Source organism: Amycolatopsis lurida (genome assembly GCF_900105055.1).
In the GTDB taxonomy this organism is placed as follows: domain Bacteria; phylum Actinomycetota; class Actinomycetes; order Mycobacteriales; family Pseudonocardiaceae; genus Amycolatopsis; species Amycolatopsis lurida.
Genome location: NZ_FNTA01000002.1, coordinates 82,578 through 100,670 on the forward strand (window position 1 = coordinate 82,578; position 18,093 = coordinate 100,670).

Sequence of the window (18,093 nt, forward strand, 5' to 3'; positions counted from 1 at the left end):
GCGGTTCATGCGTACTGGTGATCAGATCGTCCAGGACCTGCCCTGGCGTTGGAGCGTGCAGGGAAAGATCTTCCTCATCGGCGGGCTGGGCTACATGTTCGACGCCTGGGACGTCGCGCTGAACGGATTCCTCACCCCGCTGGTCGGGACGGAATTCGGCCTGTCCGCCGGCGGGAAGGGCCTGGTGGCCACCGCGAACCTGATCGGCATGGCCGTCGGCGCGGTCGTCTGGGGCACGATCGCGGACCGGATCGGCCGGAAGCGGGCGTTCAGCGTCACGCTGCTGCTGTTCGCGCTGTTCTCCGTGTTCGGGGCGTTCGCCCCGAACGTCGAGACGTTCCTGGCCCTGCGTTTCCTGGCGGGGATCGGCCTCGGCGGCTGCATTCCGGTCGATTACGCGATCGTCAGCGAGTTCTCCCCGCGCAAGCATCGCGGCCGGGTCCTGTCCGCGATGGACGGCTGGTGGCCGATCGGGACCACGCTGGCCGCCGTCACCGCGACCCTGCTGCTCCCGGTCGAGGGGAACTGGCGCTGGATGCTGGTGCTGATGATCCTACCGGCGCTGCTGCTGTTCTGGGTGCGGCGCGGCGTCCCGGAATCACCGCTGTATCTGGTGCGCAAGGGCCGCGAGGCGGAGGCGCGGGCCGTGATCGACGACCTCGTGCGGCGTACGGGCGCGACCCCGGAGCCGTACTCGGTCCCGCCCGCGGTGGTCGAGGACACCCGCGGCGGCGCGGTCGCGGCCGCGTTCGACCAGCTGCGCCGGGTGTGGGCGTTCAACCCGCGGATCACGGCGGTCGCGTGGTCGCTGTTCATCAGCGTCATGCTGGTCTACTACGCCGCGCTCAGCTGGATGCCGTCGATCCTGCGGGCGCAGGGATTCGGCGAGATCGCCGCCTTCGCGTCGACCGCGCTCATGAACGCGACCGGCATCGTCGGTGTCGCGGTGGCCGTGCTCCTGGTCGACAAGGTCGGCCGCAAGCGGATCATCATGGTCGCCGGTCCGCTCACCGCGTTGTCGCTCGTGGTGTTCTCCCTGCTGCTCGACACGCCTGCCGCGGCGGTCGTGGCGATCGGCGCGTTCGGCCTGTTCGCGCTGGTGGTCATCCCGGTGATGTACGCCTACGTGTCCGAGCTGTACCCGACGGAACTCCGGGCCTCGGGGTTCGGCTGGGCGTCGTCGTCGAGCCGGGCGATCACCGGTTTCGCGCCGCTGCTGTTCGGGAGCGTGCTGTGGCCGGTGCTCGGGTTGCCCCTCACCTTCGCCGTGCTGGGTGTCCTCGTGGTGGCCGCGGTCCTGTTCATGAAGGTGGGCGCGCCGGAGACCCGCGGCCGCGAACTCGACCGGATCGTCGACCCGGCCGAGCCATCCGCCGAGACCAGGCCGGCTCTGTGAAGCCCGCCGCGTTCCGGTACCACCGGGCCCACGACGTCACCGACGCCGTCGGCCTGCTCGGTGAGCTTGCCGCGGCGGGCGAGGATCCGAAGCTCATCGCGGGTGGGCAGAGCTTGATGCCGATGATGAACTTCCGGCTCGCCCGGCCGACGGCGCTGGTGGACCTGGGACCGTTGCGCCGCGAACCGGCGTTGAACTCCTTCCGGCGTAACGGTTCCAGCCTCACGATCGGCGCGCTGCTCACCCATCGGGCGGTCGAGGTCGCCGAGCTGGGACCGGATTTCGACGTGCTGTCCCGCGCGATGCGGTGGGTGGGGCATCTGCCGATCCGGTCCCGCGGCACGGTGGCGGGCAGCGTCGTCCACGGCGACGCGACCGCGGAATGGTGCCTGCTCGCCCTGCTGCTCGACGCGGTGATCGTCGCCGAAGGCCCTCGCGGGCCCAGGGAGATCCCGGCCGAAGAGATGTTCCACGGCTTCTACACCACGGCCGTCGAGCCGGACGAAGTCGTGACCGCGGTGCGCTTCACCCGTCCGTCGCCCAGGGCCGCGTTGACCGAGTTCGCCCGCCGTCACGGCGATTTCGCGATCGTCGACGCGGCGGTGAGCATCGACGCGGAGCGCGGGGGCCGGGTCGTGCTCGGCGGTGTGGCTCCGGCGCCCGTCCGGGTGCTCGAGGCCGAGGCGCTGCTCGACAGTGGTGTCCCCGGACCGGACCTGTTCGCCGAATGCGGGGAGGCCGCGGCGGCGGCCATCGATCCGCCGGACGACGCGGCGGGAAGTGCCGCCTACCGACGGCGGCTGGCGCGCACCCTCGTCACCCGGGCTCTGCACGAGGCCTGGGAGAAAGGAGAAACGCGATGACTCCGCGGTTCGATGGGCGCAACGGCCGCTGGGTCGGTGCGTCCGTGCCCCGGCGCGAAGACCCCCGGCTGCTCACCGGCCGGGGCCGCTTCGTCGACGACATTCAGCTGCCCGGGATGCTGCACGCGGCTTTCGTCCGCTCGACGGTCGCGCACGGCACGGTCACCGGGATCGACCTGTCTGCCACTTTGGCGGTCGACGGCGTTGTCGCCGCCTACGCGGCGCGGGATCTCGATCTCGGCGACATCGTCGCCCTGCTCGACCGTCCGCCCGAGGAGTTCTCGCCGACCGCGATGCCGATCCTCGCCAGGGAGAAGGTGCGGTTCACCGGCGAACCGGTGGCGCTGGTCGTCGCGCGAGATCCGTACAGCGCCGAGGACGGCGTCGAAGCCGCGGTGGTGGATTACGAGCCGCTCGGCGCGATCGTGTCGGAGGAATCGGCGTTCGCCGCGGACGCGCCGCTCGTCCACGACGAGGCGCCCGGCAACGTGCTGGTCGACGTGTCGATGTTCGACACCCCCGGTGTCGACGCGGCGTTCGAGGCGGCCCGCGCGGGCGGCGGCCGGGTGGTCGAGGTCGTCACGAAGAGCGGACGGCAGAACGCGCTCCCGCTCGAAACGCGGGGAGTGGTCGCCTCCTGGGACGATCATGACGACCAGCTGCTCGTCCAGATGTGCACGCAGGTGCCGCATCAGGTGCGCACGGCGATGGCCCGTTCGCTGCGGGTCCCCGAACGCACCGTGCGCGTCACCGTCCCGGACATGGGCGGGGGTTTCGGCCAGAAATGCGTCGTCGGCCGTGAGGAGATCGCGGTCGCGGCGGCGGCCAGGCGGCTGAACCGGCCGGTGAAATGGATCGAAGATCGGCGCGAGGCGCTCACCGCCGGATTCCTTGCCAGGGAACAGCGTTACCGCACGCTGGCGGCGTTCGACGAGGACGGGCGGATCACCGCGCTCGACGTCGACGTCGTCTGCGACATGGGCGCGTACTCCTGTTACCCGTTCACGGCGGGGATCGAGCCGCTGATGGCGTCGGCCGAGATGCCGAGCGTGTACCAGGTGCCCGAATACCGCGTCCGTGCCCGCGCCATAGCGAGCAACAAGGCACCGACGGCGCCGTACCGCGGCGTCAGCCGTCCGCAGTACGTGATGGCGATCGAACGGATCATGGAACGCGCCGCCAGGGAATTCGGCCTCGATCCGGTCGAGATCCGGCGGCGCAACGTGATCACGCAGTTCCCGTACACCGGCGTCAACGCCATCACCTACGACCCCGGCACCTACCGCGAATCGCTCGAACTCGCCGAAGCGGTGATCCGGGACGAGGGCTGGTACGAGATCCGGGACCGTGCCTCCGCCGAGGGCAGGCATATCGGCATCGGCTACTGCTGCTTCTCCGAGCGGACCGGGTACGGCTCGGGCGCCTTCGCCAAGCGGAAGATGGCGGTGGTCCCCGGTTTCGACATCTCCGAGATCAGGATGGACACCACCGGCTCCGTCGTGGTCACCAGCGGCACCATGAACCACGGCCAGTCCCACGAGACGACGCTGGCGCAGATCGTGGCCGACCGGCTGGGGCTGCACCTCGACCAGGTCAAGCTCCGCCAGGGCGACACCGAGCGCATCGCCTACGGATGGGGGACCTTCGCCTCCCGCTCGGTGACGATCGGTGGCTCGGCGGTGTCCCTGGCGGCCGACAAGCTCGGCGAACTGCTGTGCAAAATCGCCGCGCACCTGCTCGAAACGAGTCCCGACAACGTTCGGCTCGACGGCGACGGGGGCGTCGTCCAGATCGACGACCCGGAGCGGCGCGCGTCGTTCGAGGAGATCGCCGACGTGGCCTACCTGCGCAGTCACCTGCTGCCCAAGGACGTCGAACCGACGTTGACGGCCACGGCGAGTTTCGACGTGCCCGGCGACGGCACCTTCTCCAACGCCACGCACGCCGTGGTCGTCGAGGCCGATCCGGGTACCGGCCAGATCAAGATCCTGCGCTACGCCTGTGTCGAGGACTGCGGCGTGGTGATCCATCCGCAGGTGGTCGACGGCCAATGCCGTGGCGGGATCGCGCAGGGCATCGCCGGCGCGTTGTTCGAGGAGGTCACCTACGCGGGCAACGGGGAACCGTCGGCCGCGAGCTTCATCGACTACCTCGTCCCGACCGCGACGGAGATCCCCGACATCTCCGTCACCCACCTCGAAACCCCTTGCGCCTTCACGGAAAACGGCGCGAAGGGCGCGGGAGAGGGCGGCACCATCGGCGCGCCCGCCGCGGTGCTGAACGCGATCAACGACGCGCTGCGCCGGACGGGGGTCGAACTCGACACGACCCCGGTCCATCCGCAGACCGTGCTCGCCGCGCTCGACGCGGGGATCCACCAGGAAGTGAGCGTCCCATCATGAGTGACCGGCACCTGATCGTCCTCAACGTCAACGGCGAGGCGCACGAGGCCCTCGTCGAACCGCGCAAGACCCTGCTCGACGTCCTGCGTCACGACCTCGGGCTCACCGGCACCCACGTCGGTTGCGAGCACGGGGTGTGCGGCGCCTGCACTGTTCTCGTCGACGAGGAACCGGTGCGGGCGTGCCTGATGTTCGCCGTCCAGGCGGAATCGGCCGAGGTCCGCACGGTCGAATCGCTGGGGCAGGACGGGGAACTTTCCGATCTGCAGCGGTCTTTCAGCGAGCACCACGGCCTGCAGTGCGGGTTCTGCACGCCCGGATTCCTCATGCTGGCCGAAGGATTCCTCGCCCAGCGGCCGGACGCGGGGCGCGAGGAGATCCGCGAGGCCGTCTCGGCGAACCTGTGCCGCTGCACCGGTTACCAGACCATCGTGGACGCGATCGAGGCGACCGCGACCCGCCGGTGCCACGCCGCGAAGAAGGAGGCGACAGCGTGATCCTGGAGAACCAACTGTCCGTCCCGGCCGGACCCGACGCGGTCTTCGCCTTGATCAACGACGTCGAACGGGTGGCCGGTTGCCTGCCGGGCGCGACCCTCGACGGGCGGCAGGACGACGCCTATCTCGGCCGCGTCAAGGTCAAGGTCGGCCCGATCACCGCCGCCTACTCGGGCACCGTGCGGTTCACCGACGTCGCCCCCGCCGACCGCAGCCTGCGGCTCGTGGCCAGGGGAGCGGACGCCCACGGCAACGGTGACGCGGAGGCCGACGTCACGCTGACCGTGCGCGAGGCGCCCGGCGGCGCCACCATCGAGTTGCGGACCGATCTGTCGATCCGCGGCAAGCTCGCCCAATTCGGCAAGGGCGCGATCGGCGCCGTCTCCACCCGGCTGCTCGACCAGTTCGCCCGCAATCTCGCGGACCAGTTGGAAGGCCGGCCCGCGCCGGTGGCGAAACCCGCTCCGGCGGACGGCGGCGAGGCTCTCGACGGTCTGGCGATGCTGGTGCCCGACAACGTCAAACGCTATGGCGTGATCGCGGCCGCCGCGGCCCTCGGCTTGTTCCAGGGCTGGCTGCTGGGCCGGATCCGTACTCAGGACGAACTGATCAAGGAGTTGCAGCGTGCCCGTCGATGAAGGCCTCGACAGCGTGTACGACCGAGCCGGTTTCGGCGCGAGCGTGCCGCGCGGATCGCGCCCGGCCCTGGTCGTGGTCGACCTGACCCGCGGGTTCACCGAACCCGGCTTTCCGTCCGGAGCCGACCTCACCGCCGAAGTGACCGCGACCGCCGCTCTCGTCGCCGAGGCGCGCCGGCGGGGCATACCGGTGATCTACACCGCGATCAGCTACACCCCCGCCGAAGCGGACGGCGACGCCGTCGCGTGGCTCCGGAAAGCCCCCGGGATGCGGGCGCTGCGCGAAGGAAGCGAGGCGATCGCCCTCGACCCACGGCTCGAACAGCGTGAAAGCGACCATCTCATCCTGAAGAAGGGCGCGTCGGCGTTCCACGGGACCTCGCTGGCCGCGCTCCTGACGAGTCTGGGCACGGACACCGTTGTCGTCTGTGGCGCGACGACTTCGGGATGTGTCCGCGCGACCGCGGTCGATGCGGTCCAGTCCGGCTTCAACACCCTGGTCGTCAGGGAAGCCTGTGGTGACCGTGCCCGAGGTCCGCACGATGCCGCTTTGTTCGACCTGCAAGCGAAATACGCGGACGTCGTCGGCCTCGACGATGCCTTGGCGTACCTTTCGGATCAGGATCTCCGCACGGTCGGTCGACCCGCGTTGGCGGATCTCGGCGACGTTCCGGCGACCAGCCGGTGGGTACGCTCGGGGCCGGTCCGGCTGCACGTGCTCGACTACGGGCCGTCCGACGGGGCTCCGGTGCTCGTGCTGCCGGGTATCACCAGCCCGGCGGTCACGATGGACTTCGTGGCCAGGGAACTCACCGACCTCGTTCGCCCGCTCGTGCTCGACGTCCGCGGGCGCGGCCTGTCCGACGACGCGCCGGATTACGACCTGGCGAGCTACGCCGCGGACGTCGAGGCGGTCGTGGACGGGCTCGGGCTGCGCGACCCGATCCTTTTCGGACACTCCATGGGCGCACGGATCGCCGCACGGGCCGCCACCAGCCGGCCGTACCGGGGCACGGTGCTGGCCGACCCGCCGCTGAGCGGCCCCGGACGGGCGCCGTACCCCACCACCCTCGACGCTTTCCTCGGGCAACTCGCCCAGGCCCGCCGGGGCACCGACGCCGACGAGGTCGCCCGGTCCTGGCCGCGATGGCCGCGCCGGGAACAGGAACTGCGTGCTCGCTGGCTTTCTTCGTGCTCCCGTTCCGCGATCGCCGCGACCCACGCCGGTTTCGAAAGCGAGGACTTCTTCGCCGACTGGCCGAAGGTGCCCGCTCCGGCCTACTTCCTGTATGGCGGCGCGAGTCCGGTCGTCACCGCCGCCGGTGCCGCCGAAGCGGCCGAGCGCAATCCGTCGGCGGAACTCGTCGAGATCGCGGGGGCCGGGCACATGATCTTCTGGGACGAGCCCGAAGCCGCTCTTGGCGCTTTGCGGGAGGCGTTGCGGAAACTGTTGTGAGCGGGTTGCGAAAGCCACTTTCGCAACGGGTCGGTGCGCGGTCGCGAGCCGAGCCGCGCCTCACGCGGCATGCGCCAGCGTCAGCGCGCCACCCGCCGCCGAAAGCACCAGAACGGACCAGCGGACGGACCGTTCGCCGACCCGGCGGCTCAGCGCCCGTCCCAGCAGATCACCGGCGAGGGCCGCGCCCGCCACCGCGAGGAGCACGCTCCCGGGCACCTCTACCCAGCCGAGACTGGGCAGCGCGACCAGCCCGAGCAGGAAGAAGTAGATCGACAGCGTTCCGCGTGTCTCGTCCGCGCCCCAGCCCGCGCTCGCCCCGTACACGGCCACGGCGGGACCGGACAGCCCGGCGACGGAGTTCATCGCCGCGCTCAGCACGCCCGCGCCGACGGCGCCCGTCCTGCCCGCCAGCCGTTTGCTGGTGATGCCGCTCGCCAGGATGCCGACCGCGAGGAGGCAGCAGCCACCCGCGGTGAGCAACAGCGGACGCGCGGGAACGCCGCGCACCACGAACGCGATGACCGGGGTGAACACCACCGCGGGCACCGTCAGCCACGCGACCTGCGCCCATCTGATCGCACGCCAATGGGTGATCGCGACCGCGAGATAGACCGGGAAGCCGAGCAGCAGGGTGAGCCGGACGGCGTCGAGCGGGCCCAGGGCCAGGGCAAGGAACGGTACGCACAGCAGGGAAAGCCCCATCCCGGAAAGGCGCTGGGCGACGACCCCGGCCGCCGCCGCGAGCGAGGTCATGGCCAGGGTTCCCACCGGTCCATTGTGGAGCGAGTGCTCGAACGCCGGTAGCCGTCATCCGGGAAGGACGTCATAGCTCACCACTATGACCCGCTGACTGGACCCGTCGATCGCGCGGGTTCTGGCACTTCTGGCCGTTCCAGCCGTGCCGCACGCTCAGCGTCATTGTCTTGGGAACAGACGGGAGCGTGAGATGAAGATCGGTGTCCCTCGTGAAGTCAAGAACCACGAGTACCGGGTCGCGGTGACGCCCGCGGGCGTGCACGAATTCACTTCGGCCGGGCATGAGGTGTTCGTCGAGCGCGGAGCCGGCGAAGGGTCCTCCGTACGCGACGAGGACTACGCCGCAGCTGGGGCGAAGGTGCTCGACAGTGCCGACGACGTCTGGGCGGCCGGAGAGCTCGTGCTCAAGGTCAAGGAGCCGATCGCGGAGGAGTACCACCGCCTGCGCCGCGACCAGCTGCTGTTCACGTACCTGCACCTCGCCGCGAGCGAGCCGTGCACGCGGGCGCTGCTGGACGCGGGCACGACGTCGGTGGCCTACGAGACCGTGCAGCTGCCGAACGGTTCGCTGCCCCTGCTGTTCCCGATGAGCGAGGTCGCCGGACGGCTGGCCCCGCAGGTCGGCGCGCAGACGCTGATGCGCGCCAACGGCGGCCGGGGTGTGCTCATCGGCGGCGTCTCCGGGGTGGCCCCGGCGCGGGTGGTCGTCCTCGGCGCCGGTGTCGCGGGCATGAACGCGGTCGCCGGCGCGGCCGGGACCTGGGCCGACGTCGTCCTGTTCGACAAGAACGTCGACAAGCTCCGTGCCGCCGACCGGATGTACCAGGGCCGGATCCGCACCGCCGCGGCCAACGCGTACTCGATCGAAGAGGCCGTGCTCGAAGCAGACCTCGTGATCGGCGCGGTCCTCGTGCCCGGAGCCAAGGCGCCGAGCCTGGTCTCGAACGAGCTCGTGTCCCGGATGAAGCCGGGCAGCGTGCTCGTCGACATCTCCGTCGACCAGGGCGGTTGCTTCGAGGACACGCGGCCGACCACGCACGCGGAACCGACGTTCACCGTGCACGACTCGGTGTTCTACTGCGTCGCCAACATGCCCGGCGCCGTGCCGCACACCTCGACGTACGCGCTGACGAACGTCACGCTGCCGTACGCGCTGGAGCTGGCGAACAACGGTCTCTCCGGCGCCCTCGCGCGCTGTCCGGAACTGCGCGGCGGGGTCAGCACGGTGGACGGGCGGCTGACGTCCGCGCCGGTCGGTGACGCGCTCGGAATCGGCTCCGTTTCGCTCGACGACGTGCTCGGTTAGGTGGTGCGGGCCGGGATCTGGAGCTAGGTTCAGATCCCGGCCCTGACGCCGAGAGGGAGGTGCCGTTGCCGCGAACGTTGATCGAAATCGACCGGACGTCCGCCGAGCCGCTCTACCGGCAGGTGCGGCGCGCGATCGAGCACGGTATCGCGATCGGCACCTTCGACCCGGCGCACCGGCTGCCGAGCTCGCGTGAGCTGGCCGCCGAACTGAGCGTTTCCCGCAACACCATCAACCTCGCCTACCAGGAGCTGGTCGCCGAAGGGTTCGTGGAGAGCCGGGAGCGCAGCGGGCTGTTCATCAACGCGGAGATGCGGCCGCATTGCGCGGTGCAGGAACGCGGCACCACCCCGGCCATCGACTGGAGCGCGCGAGTGCGGCGGTACCCGGACGCCGGGGTGCCGCATATCGAGAAACGCCCGGACTGGCACACCTATCCGTACCCGTTCCTCGCCGGCCAGGTCGACGTCACCGCGTTCCCTGCGCGGTCGTGGACCCGCTGCCTGCGCGACGCGCTGTACCGGCCGCACGTGTTCCCGAGCCTGCAGGACAGCGTCGGCTCGGACGACCCGATGCTGGTCGACCTCATCTGCCGCCAGTTGCTCACCGCACGGGGGATCGAAGCCGACCCGTCCGAGGTGCTGATCACCGTCGGTTCGCAGCAGGGGCTCGACCTGCTCGGCCGCGCGCTGCTCGGCCCGGACAGCGTCGTGGCGATGGAGAACCCGGGCTACCTCGACGCCCGGCACATCTTCCTGCGCACCGGCGCCGGGCTGCGTGGCGTCGACGTCGACCAGAGCGGCCTGCGCCCGCCGGAGACACTCGACGGCGTCGACCTGCTCTATCTCACGCCGAGCCACCACCATCCGACGAACGCGACGCTGAGCATCGGCCGCCGCCGTCGGTTGCTCAGCCTCGCCGCGAGTGCGGGCACGGTGCTCGTCGAGGACGACTACGACAGCGAATTCCGGTACCACGGCAGCCCCACGCCCGCGCTCAAGGCGCTCGACGGCACCGGCGACGCGATCTACCTCGGCACCTTCTCCAAGTTCCTCTCACCCGGCCTGCGGCTGGGATACCTGGTCGGCCCGCGCGAGCTGGTGCGGGAGCTGCGGGAGATCCGGCGGTACGTGCTGCGGCATCCGCCCGGTCACCTCCAGCGGGCGCTGGCTCTCCTCATCGACAGCGGCGAGTACCACCGCTCCCTGCGGCGCTACCGCACGAAGCTGATGCGGAAATGGGAGGCGACCTGCGCCGCGGTCACCGAACACCTGCCGTGGACGCAGACGGCGTACCCGCCGGGCGGGGTCAGCCTCTGGATGACCGGGCCGTCCGAACTGGACTGCCGGGCGCTGATCGAACGCGCCGAGCGCGACGGCGTCCTGATCGAGCCCGGGGACATCTTCTTCGTCGGGGAAGACCCGCCGCGCAACCACTTCCGGATCGGCTTCGCGGCGGTGCCGTTGCGCGACATCGACCCCGGTATCCGGCTGCTCGGCGAGGCCTGCCGCGACCTGCTCGGCGGCTGAACCCGCATCTGGTACCACCGCGCCGGAGCGTTCTGGACCTGTTCAGGCGGCCAGACGTGCCGCACTGTCTGGGGATCCCTCGTGAGCCCGGGAGGCCTGTGTGGAGTTCCTTCGAGAAGATCCCCAGCGGGTAGCCGATTTCGTCGCGCTCGGCGGCACCGTCCTCACCCTCGATGCGGTGGGGAGACGGATCCGCGCGCTGGCCGCGACCGGCGGGCGGATCACCGCGCTCGGTTCCGAACGGGAGATCTCGCGGCTGATCGGCCCGGAAACCACCGTGCTCGACCTGGCCGGGCGCACGGCGATCCCCGGCTTCGTCGAGTCCCACAACCATCCGGCGTTCTTCGGGATGACGCTGGCCGCGCCGGTCGACGCCGGCAGCCCGCCCAACGACACCATCGCCGACATCGCCGGCCGGGTCGCCCAGGCGGCCAAGGACCTCGGTCCGGGGGAGTGGATCCGCGGTTTCCGGTACGACGACACGCTGCTCGCGGACGGGCGTCATCCGACGCGCGCGGACCTCGATCCCGTCTCTGCTCGCAATCCCGTGGTCCTGACCCATGTTTCCGGGCATTTCTGCACCGCGAACTCGCTCGCCCTGCGCGAAGTCGGAATCACCGCCGCGACCCCGGATCCGCCCGGCGGGCTCATCGTGCGCGACGCCCGCGGCGAGCCGACCGGGGTGCTCGTCGAGACGGCGGCCTTCCTCGTCACGTCCCGGCTGCCCGGCCAGAGCGCGGGAGAACTGGCCGAAGCCCTGCTCCTGGCGGACGAGGAATACCTCGCCAACGGCGTGACTTCCGTGCATGACACCGGGATCGGCCTCATCGGCGGAGCAGCGGAACTCGAGGCGTACGCCTTGTTGCGGCGGGCCGGAAAACTGCGCGTCCGGGTGCGCGGCTACCTGTTCGACGGTCTTCTTCCTGGGCTCGACGAAGGTGAACCGGAGGCTCCGGAAGGCACCGCGGACGACAAGTTCGCGATGACCGGGGTCAAGATCGTCGCGGACGGGTCGATCCAGGGCAAGACCGGTTGCCTCGCGGAGGGCTACACCTGCGACCCGGACGAGCACGGCATGATGCTGCTCGAACCCGCCGACCTCGGCCGCCGGATCGCCGCGCTCGACGCGGCGGGCTGGCAGGTCGCCGTGCACGGCAACGGGGACGCGGCGATCGACGCGATCATCGACGGCTATTCGCGGCTGGGCTCGCCGCGCGGCACCGGCAGGCGGCACCGGATCGAGCACTGCCAGACGGTGCGCGAAGACCAGCTGGACCGGATGGCCGCCCACGACGTCCTCGCGTCGTTCTTCGTCAAACACGTCTACTACTGGGGAGACCGGCATCGTGACGTCTTCCTCGGCCCCGAGCGGGCCCGCCGGATCAGCCCGCTGGTTTCGGCACGCTCGCGCGGAATCCACTTCGGACTGCATTCGGACACCCCGGTGACCCCGGTGCCGCCGTTGGAAGGGATCTGGTGCGCGGTACGCCGGATCACCAGGCAGGGCAAGGTTCTCGGCCCGGAACAGGCCGTGGACGTCGACGCCGCGCTGCGCGGCTACACGATCGACGCCGCGTACCTGGCGGGCGAGGAGGACGTCAAGGGCAGTTTGGAAGTCGGGAAGCTCGCCGATCTCGCGGTGCTGTCCGGTGACCCGACCACGGTCGACCCGGACCGGATCCGCGAGCTGACCGTGGACGTCACCGTCAGCGGCGGCGAGGTCGTCTGGCGGCGCGAGACGACGGGAGCGAGGCGATGATCCGCAGCTGGCCGAGTGTCCTCATCGGACTGTTCGTCCCCGCTTTGGCTCTCCTGGCGGGAATCCTGCTGCTCTCCGGATCGACGGCATCGGTGCTGGGCATCCCGGTGCTGTTCTTCTGGGTGTTCTGCTGCTGCCCGCTGACCACCCTGTGCCTGTGGATCAGCTGGCGTTTCTTCGACCGCGCCCACTACCCGGAGGACGACTGATGCTGATCGCGATCGTGGCGGTGGTGATGGCGGGTTCGATCGGGCTCGCGGTGTGGGCCGGTCGGTCGACGCGCGGCGGCGGGATCTCCGAGTTCCTCGTCGGCGGCCGGTCGTTCCCGGCGTGGCTGGTGTACTTCCTCGCGGTCGGCGAGGTGTACAGCATCGGGACGATGATCGGGTTCCCGAGCGGCATCTACGCGCACGGCGCGAGCTACGGGATCTGGTTCCTCGGCTACATCCTGCTCGCGTACTCGCTGGGCTATTTCCTGGCGCCGCTGGTGTGGCGGGCGGCGAAACGGTACGACGCGATGACCGTGCCCGACGTGTTCGGACGGCATTTCGGCAGCAGGCGGCTGGAGTTGATCACCTGCGTCACGATGCTGATCGCGCTGATCCCGTGGGGGCAGTACCAATTCATCGGTCTCCAGGTGGTGCTCGGCAATCTGGGACTGCCGCTGGATCCCGTGCAGTGCGTGGTGCTGGCCGGCATCGTGGCGTTCGTCTACATCGCCGTCTCCGGGGTGCGGTCGCCCGCGTTCGTTTCGATCCTCAAGGATTTCTTCATGCTGCTCGGCGTCGTGCTCGTCGGGGTGGCCGTGGTGATCGCCGCCGGCGGCACCGCGAAGGTCAGCGGACCCGAGGTGCTGAGCGCGGCGCAGACCACCATGGGCGGTTCGGAACTCACGTTCGCGATGACCACGATCCTCTTCCAGAGCATCGTGTTCTACCTCGGTTTCGGTGGCGCCTACGTGTTCCCGGCCCGTTCCGAACGTGCGGTGAAGAGCTCGACCGTGTGGATGCCGATGTACATGCTGATCTACCCGTTCCTGGTGCTGGCCGCCTATTACGGCGTGCGCGCGCATCCGGATCTGGAGAATCCGAACACGGTGTTCATGGTGACCGCCAAGGGATTGCTGCCGGATTGGCTGCTGGGCCTCGTCGCCGCCGGCGCCGCGCTGTCGGGCGTGCTGGTGCTCGCCGCGACCGCGCTCACCATCGGTGGCATGGTCTGCCGCAACATCGCGCCGAACGTCCCGGCCGCGGCGCAACGCCGGTGGACGGTCGTCGCGGTGGCGAGTTTCCTGGTGTTGGCGGCGGTGCTGACGCTCGTGGCGTCGACGTTGATGCTCACCATCCTGAACCTGACCTACAACCTGCTCGCCCAGGTCGTCCCCGGCTGGCTCGCCATCCTGTTCGTGCGGCGGGTGCGGACCGCCGCGGTGGCCGCCGGGATGATCACCGGAGTGCTCACGGCGATCGCCCTCTACGTCACCGGCGTGACGTTCGGCGGTTTCAACGCGGGTCTGGTGTCGCTCGGGGTGAACCTGGCCGTGGTGGCGATCTGGAGCCTGGCGGCGCCGGACAAGGCCCGGGTTCCGGTGGCGCGGTCGGCCGACAGCACCCCGGACGCCGAGGCGGTGCCTTCGCTCAGCGGGTGACACGGCGTATCTCGCGTGATCAGAGACGTAACTCGCGTGTTCGGAGGCGTAACTCTCGTACCGCGTGAGTCACGGCTATCTCGAAGTCGAATCGCGTCCAGCCCGAGCCGAAGCGGTCGGTGAGCGATCGGATGGTGACAAACGCGGGTGGGCGGATCGCTCCGCCCACCCGCGTTTCCGTCGAAGGTCACTCCGCGACGGTGATCTGCGTGTCCAGCGCCTTGTCGCCTTGCGCCTTTTCGTTGCCGGTCGCCTCGGTCTTGACGCGGTCCTTGGCCACGCCCGCTCCTTCGAGCGCGGTGGTGATCGCTTCGGCGCGCTTTTCGGAGAGCGCCTTGGACTTTTCCGCGTCGGGGTAACCCGCGTGGGTGGCGACCATGATCTTCACGTCGTTGCCCTGCATGGCCTTGGCGACCTCGCCGAGTGCCGCCTTGCTCTTCTCGGACAGTTCGGCGCTTTCCGTGGTGAAGGCGATCGGTGACTGCTGGAGAGCCTGTTGGATCGCCGCGGTCACCTTCTGCGCCGCCTCGCCACCCGCCTGAGCCGCGTCTGCTCCCGAGGAAGCCGGGGCCCCGTCGCCGGATGACGGCGCGGCGGCCGCGCTTGAAGCGGTTCCGTTCGCGCCAGATGTTCCAGCCGCACCGTTCTCGCCTTCGGAGCCGCACGCGGCGACCAGGCCGGCCACGATCGCCACGCCCGATACCGTCCGGGCAATATTCCTGCGCATGAAGTTCGAACTCCCTTTGGCCGTGTCCGCATTGGCTGACCCCAGGGATACGAACACGAAAGAGCTAAAAGCGCCAATCGTGGTTCGGTGGAGCGGTGGCGAATACACCCGAGTGAGCTACTTCGGCGATGCGCGTTCCCGGTGGTCGAGTCCGATTTCCTTGGCCGCAAAGGGCAAATGAGGTGAAGTTCACGCGACTCACCCAACCGTCCGGCTCAAGTTGCGATTGAGCGCGAAGGGACTTTGATGGGTGTCATGCGCCGGTAGCCGGCGTATTCACAATAGGTGAGGAGTTCTCATGGGTATCGACTTCGAAGGTATGAAGGACAAGGTGAGCGGGGAGCACGTCGACAAGGCCGCCGATTTCGCGAAATCCCGCTTCGGTGATCACTCGGACAAGATCGACTCGGCCGCCGACAAGGCGAAGGACTACCTCGGCGAATCCGGTGGCGAGCAGCAGGGTGAAGGGCAGCAGGATTCACCGCAGGGTCAATAGTCCGAGGACGTCCCGGAACGGTGCGTACCCGGACGTGACGGACGTGTCGAGAACCCGGGACCGGCGGTAGAAGGGGCTGAGGTCGAGCCCTACGCCGACCCCGCGGATCTCGACGGTGTTCTCCTCCCGCAGCACCGTTTCCCGCAGATGCTCGTCCAGGTAGTGCGGATCGTTCGCCAGGCTCGTCGCGCCGTCCATGGGGCTGCCGTCGGAGAGGACGAGCAGGATCCGGCGTGCCGCTGTTCGCGCGCGCATCCGCTCGCAGGCCCAGGCCACCGCTTCGCCGTCGATCCCTTCCCGGAACAGATCGGCTTTCAGCAGTGCCGCGAGATCCGGGCGCGCCCGGCGCCACGGGGTTTCGGCGTCCTTGAACACGAGGTGCAGGCGTTCGTTGAGCCTGCCGGGATGGCGCGGCCGTCCCGCTCGTCTCCACTCCCGCCCGGGGCCGCCGCCGTTCCAGGCGCCGGTCGTGAAGCCGAGCACCTCGCAGGACGCACCGGCGAGCTCGATCGAGCGCGTGAGGAGGTCGACCAGCGCGGCGACGGGTTCCGCGTGCGCGGTCATCGAACCCGAGCAGTCGAGCAGGAACGTCACAAGGGTGTCCGCCACCGGCTCGATCCGCTCGGTGCGGAAGATCCGGCGTTCGGTGGGAGAGCTGATCAGCTGCGCCAGGGTGCGGCCGTCGAGATGGCCTTCTTCCTGGCCGGCGTCCCAGCCGTCGCGCGCGGGCTCGGCGAGTACCGCCTGGAGGTCGCGTGCCAGCCGTCCGGCGCCGACGCCCTGCCTGGCGACCCGCCGGTCGAGCCGTTCGCGGAGTTCGGCCAGCAGTCCGGGGCGCACCAGGTCCGACGCACGCCGTTCGCGGTCGTACGCGGTGGTGAAGACCCGGTACGTCGCACCGGATTCGCCCAGGGTTCGGCTGGTGCCGGCGGTCGCGGCGGGAATCTGCTCGCCGAGGCTCGCGTCGAAGTCGATCACGAGGCTGAAGCGCGGGTCGGTGGGATCGGCGGGATCACTGCCGTCCTCGGCGTCCTGTTCGGTCCCGGTGAGCAGGGCGCCGGTCGTCCGGGCGATCGCCAGCGCGTGTTCCGCGAACGCCTTCTGGTCCGTCCGATGCCGACGAAGGCCGGCGAGGTCGTGGCCGAGCGAAGGCGCCAGTGCGAACCTGGTCGCCTCGATGAGGTCCTCGGTCTCCTCGACCACCGGTTCGCCGGTGATCCGCGACCGGCAGATCTGCGCGACCGTGTACAACAGCAGTCCGCGTGCGGTCTCGGTCAGACCGGAGCGGTGGAACTCCAGTGACCAGCGCAGATGACGGAGGCGCAGGTTCCGTCGCATCCCCGGCAGCTCCGCGGGCGGGAGCGATTCGACGCGGAACTGTTCCAGCAGCTCGAAAATCCCGCGTTCCGCCGGGTCGCGTGGGCACAGGGTCCGGTGCAGGGCGGCGTCGGAGGCCGTCAGGCGCAGCGCCATCCCGTCCGCGATGCCGCGGGACGACAGCAGATCGTCGTCGGCCGACGGACGAAGATGCGGTGCGTGCAGGGGGAGCGGTTCGCGTCCGCGGTGCAGCCGCCGTGCCCGGAAATGGAGCGCCGGATCGCCGCTGAGGGCCCGGATCGCGGCCGCGCACAGCTCTTCGACCTGGTTGCGGCGCCGGGTTTCCGCCTGCGCCGTGGTCATGCCGAGAGCAGGTGGAGCTCGTCGTCGAAGCAGCGCTGGAAGTATTCCGCCACCAGATCTCGCTCGGCTTCGTCGCATTTGTTCACGAAGGACAGCCGGAAGGCGGTCGCGGGATCACCGAAGATCTCGATGTTCTCCGCCCAGGTGATCACCGTGCGCGGCGACATCAGAGTGGACAGGTCGCCGGCCTGGAAACCCTTGCGGGTCAAGGCGGCCACCGCGACCAGTGACGCCGCGAGCGGCTCGGAAACGCTGGGGACCCTCGCCCGCACGATCGCGATCTCCTCGGCGGCGGGCAGGTGGTTCAGCGAGGCCACGATGTTCCAGCGGTCGATCTGCGCGTGGTTCAGCCGCTGCGCGCCGTGGTAGAGACCGTTGAGGTTGCCCAGTCCGACCGTGTTGGCGGTGGCGAACAACCGGAAGGACGGATGCGGCCGCAGAACGCGGTTCTGATCCGTGAGGGTGAACTTTCCGTCGCGTTCGAGCACCCGCTGAAGCACGAACATGACGTCCGGGCGGCCGGCGTCGTACTCGTCGAGCACGAGCGCGACCGGACGCTGCAGCGCCCACGGGAGGATTCCCTCCTGGAACTCGGTGACCTGCTTGCCTTCGCGCAGCACGACGGCGTCGCGGCCGACGAGGTCGAGGCGGTTGAGGTGACCGTCCAGGTTGACGCGTACGCACGGCCAGTTGAGCCGTGCGGCGACCTGCTCGATGTGGGTCGACTTCCCGGTGCCGTGCAGGCCCTGCACCAGTACCCGGCGGTCGCGGGTGAATCCGGCGAGCAGGGCCAGGGTCACGTCGGGGTTGAAGCGGTACGCCTCGTCGATCTCGGGGACGTGCTCGCCGCGCTCGCGGAACGCGCCGACGACGAGGTCCGAATCGATGCCGAAGACTTCGCGTACCGGGAGCCGTAGCTCGGGGACCATGAGAACTC

Annotated in this window: 16 protein-coding genes; 12 read left to right on the plus strand and 4 right to left on the minus strand. The window is 69.8% G+C overall.

The window, feature by feature from the left end; translation table 11 throughout:
• Positions 1-7 precede the first annotated feature (7 nt).
• The 6 genes from BLW75_RS00775 to BLW75_RS00800 are packed head-to-tail and all read left to right on the plus strand — an operon-like array spanning position 8 to position 7,252.
• A complete protein-coding gene (locus BLW75_RS00775) occupies positions 8-1,396 on the plus strand; it encodes an MFS transporter (RefSeq protein WP_034314991.1) in 1,389 nt (462 codons plus the stop codon).
• The gene (locus BLW75_RS00780) at positions 1,393-2,259 is read left to right on the plus strand and encodes an FAD binding domain-containing protein (RefSeq protein ID WP_034314988.1); all 867 of its coding nucleotides are present in this window, start codon (positions 1,393-1,395) and stop codon (positions 2,257-2,259) included. The genes BLW75_RS00775 and BLW75_RS00780 overlap by 4 nt, the downstream gene beginning before the upstream one ends.
• Positions 2,256-4,661, plus strand: coding sequence for a xanthine dehydrogenase family protein molybdopterin-binding subunit (locus BLW75_RS00785; RefSeq protein WP_034314986.1), 2,406 nt, complete (start codon positions 2,256-2,258; stop codon positions 4,659-4,661). The genes BLW75_RS00780 and BLW75_RS00785 overlap by 4 nt, the downstream gene beginning before the upstream one ends.
• Positions 4,658-5,158, plus strand: coding sequence for a (2Fe-2S)-binding protein (locus BLW75_RS00790; protein WP_034314984.1), 501 nt, complete (start codon positions 4,658-4,660; stop codon positions 5,156-5,158). The genes BLW75_RS00785 and BLW75_RS00790 overlap by 4 nt, the downstream gene beginning before the upstream one ends.
• Entirely contained in the window at positions 5,155-5,796 is a 642-nt protein-coding gene (locus BLW75_RS00795) for an SRPBCC family protein (RefSeq protein WP_034314982.1), read from the plus strand. The genes BLW75_RS00790 and BLW75_RS00795 overlap by 4 nt, the downstream gene beginning before the upstream one ends.
• Entirely contained in the window at positions 5,783-7,252 is a 1,470-nt protein-coding gene (locus BLW75_RS00800; RefSeq protein WP_091596409.1) for an isochorismatase family protein, read from the plus strand. Before BLW75_RS00795 ends, BLW75_RS00800 begins: the two co-directional genes overlap by 14 nt.
• Positions 7,253-7,312: 60 nt before the next feature.
• Here the strand turns inward: BLW75_RS00800 and BLW75_RS00805 are convergent, their stop codons facing one another.
• Positions 7,313-8,023 carry a sulfite exporter TauE/SafE family protein gene (locus BLW75_RS00805; protein WP_241783725.1) on the minus strand — a complete coding sequence of 237 codons (711 nt, stop codon included), beginning with the start codon at positions 8,021-8,023 and terminating at the stop codon, positions 7,313-7,315.
• 178 nt (positions 8,024-8,201) lie between these two features.
• Here BLW75_RS00805 and ald point away from each other — a divergent pair, with 178 nt between their 5' ends.
• The 5 genes from ald (at position 8,202) to BLW75_RS00830 (ending at position 14,253) form a co-directional block, all read left to right on the plus strand.
• Complete coding sequence (gene ald / locus BLW75_RS00810; RefSeq protein ID WP_034314976.1) at positions 8,202-9,317, plus strand: alanine dehydrogenase; 1,116 nt, start codon at positions 8,202-8,204, stop codon at positions 9,315-9,317.
• A 65-nt stretch (positions 9,318-9,382) separates the two neighbouring features.
• Entirely contained in the window at positions 9,383-10,846 is a 1,464-nt protein-coding gene (gene pdxR, locus BLW75_RS00815; RefSeq protein ID WP_034315168.1) for a MocR-like pyridoxine biosynthesis transcription factor PdxR, read from the plus strand.
• 100 nt (positions 10,847-10,946) lie between these two features.
• Positions 10,947-12,605, plus strand: a complete 1,659-nt coding sequence (locus BLW75_RS00820) for an amidohydrolase (RefSeq protein WP_034314974.1) — start codon at positions 10,947-10,949, stop codon at positions 12,603-12,605.
• Complete coding sequence (locus tag BLW75_RS00825) at positions 12,602-12,814, plus strand: DUF3311 domain-containing protein (protein WP_034314972.1); 213 nt, start codon at positions 12,602-12,604, stop codon at positions 12,812-12,814. Before BLW75_RS00820 ends, BLW75_RS00825 begins: the two co-directional genes overlap by 4 nt.
• On the plus strand, positions 12,814-14,253 hold the full coding sequence (locus BLW75_RS00830; protein WP_034314970.1) for a sodium:solute symporter family protein: 1,440 nt from the start codon (positions 12,814-12,816) through the stop codon (positions 14,251-14,253). The genes BLW75_RS00825 and BLW75_RS00830 overlap by 1 nt, the downstream gene beginning before the upstream one ends.
• A 187-nt stretch (positions 14,254-14,440) precedes the next feature.
• Here BLW75_RS00830 and BLW75_RS00835 read toward each other — a convergent pair whose 3' ends face one another.
• Positions 14,441-15,037 carry an OmpA family protein gene (locus BLW75_RS00835; RefSeq protein ID WP_241783723.1) on the minus strand — a complete coding sequence of 199 codons (597 nt, stop codon included), beginning with the start codon at positions 15,035-15,037 and terminating at the stop codon, positions 14,441-14,443.
• Positions 15,038-15,278: 241 nt separating this feature from the next.
• On the opposite strand from BLW75_RS00835, the gene BLW75_RS00840 reads away from it, so the two are divergent.
• Positions 15,279-15,476: an Rv0909 family putative TA system antitoxin gene (locus BLW75_RS00840; protein ID WP_034314965.1), complete on the plus strand. Its 198-nt coding sequence runs from the start codon at positions 15,279-15,281 to the stop codon at positions 15,474-15,476.
• Here the strand turns inward: BLW75_RS00840 and BLW75_RS00845 are convergent.
• Both BLW75_RS00845 and BLW75_RS00850 read right to left on the minus strand, forming a co-directional pair.
• Entirely contained in the window at positions 15,459-17,156 is a 1,698-nt protein-coding gene (locus tag BLW75_RS00845) for a cobaltochelatase CobT-related protein (protein ID WP_034314963.1), read from the minus strand. The two genes, BLW75_RS00840 and BLW75_RS00845, sit on opposite strands and share 18 nt — an antisense overlap.
• Positions 17,153-18,085 carry an AAA family ATPase gene (locus BLW75_RS00850; RefSeq protein ID WP_034314960.1) on the minus strand — a complete coding sequence of 311 codons (933 nt, stop codon included), beginning with the start codon at positions 18,083-18,085 and terminating at the stop codon, positions 17,153-17,155. The genes BLW75_RS00845 and BLW75_RS00850 overlap by 4 nt, the downstream gene beginning before the upstream one ends.
• Positions 18,086-18,093 lie beyond the last annotated feature (8 nt).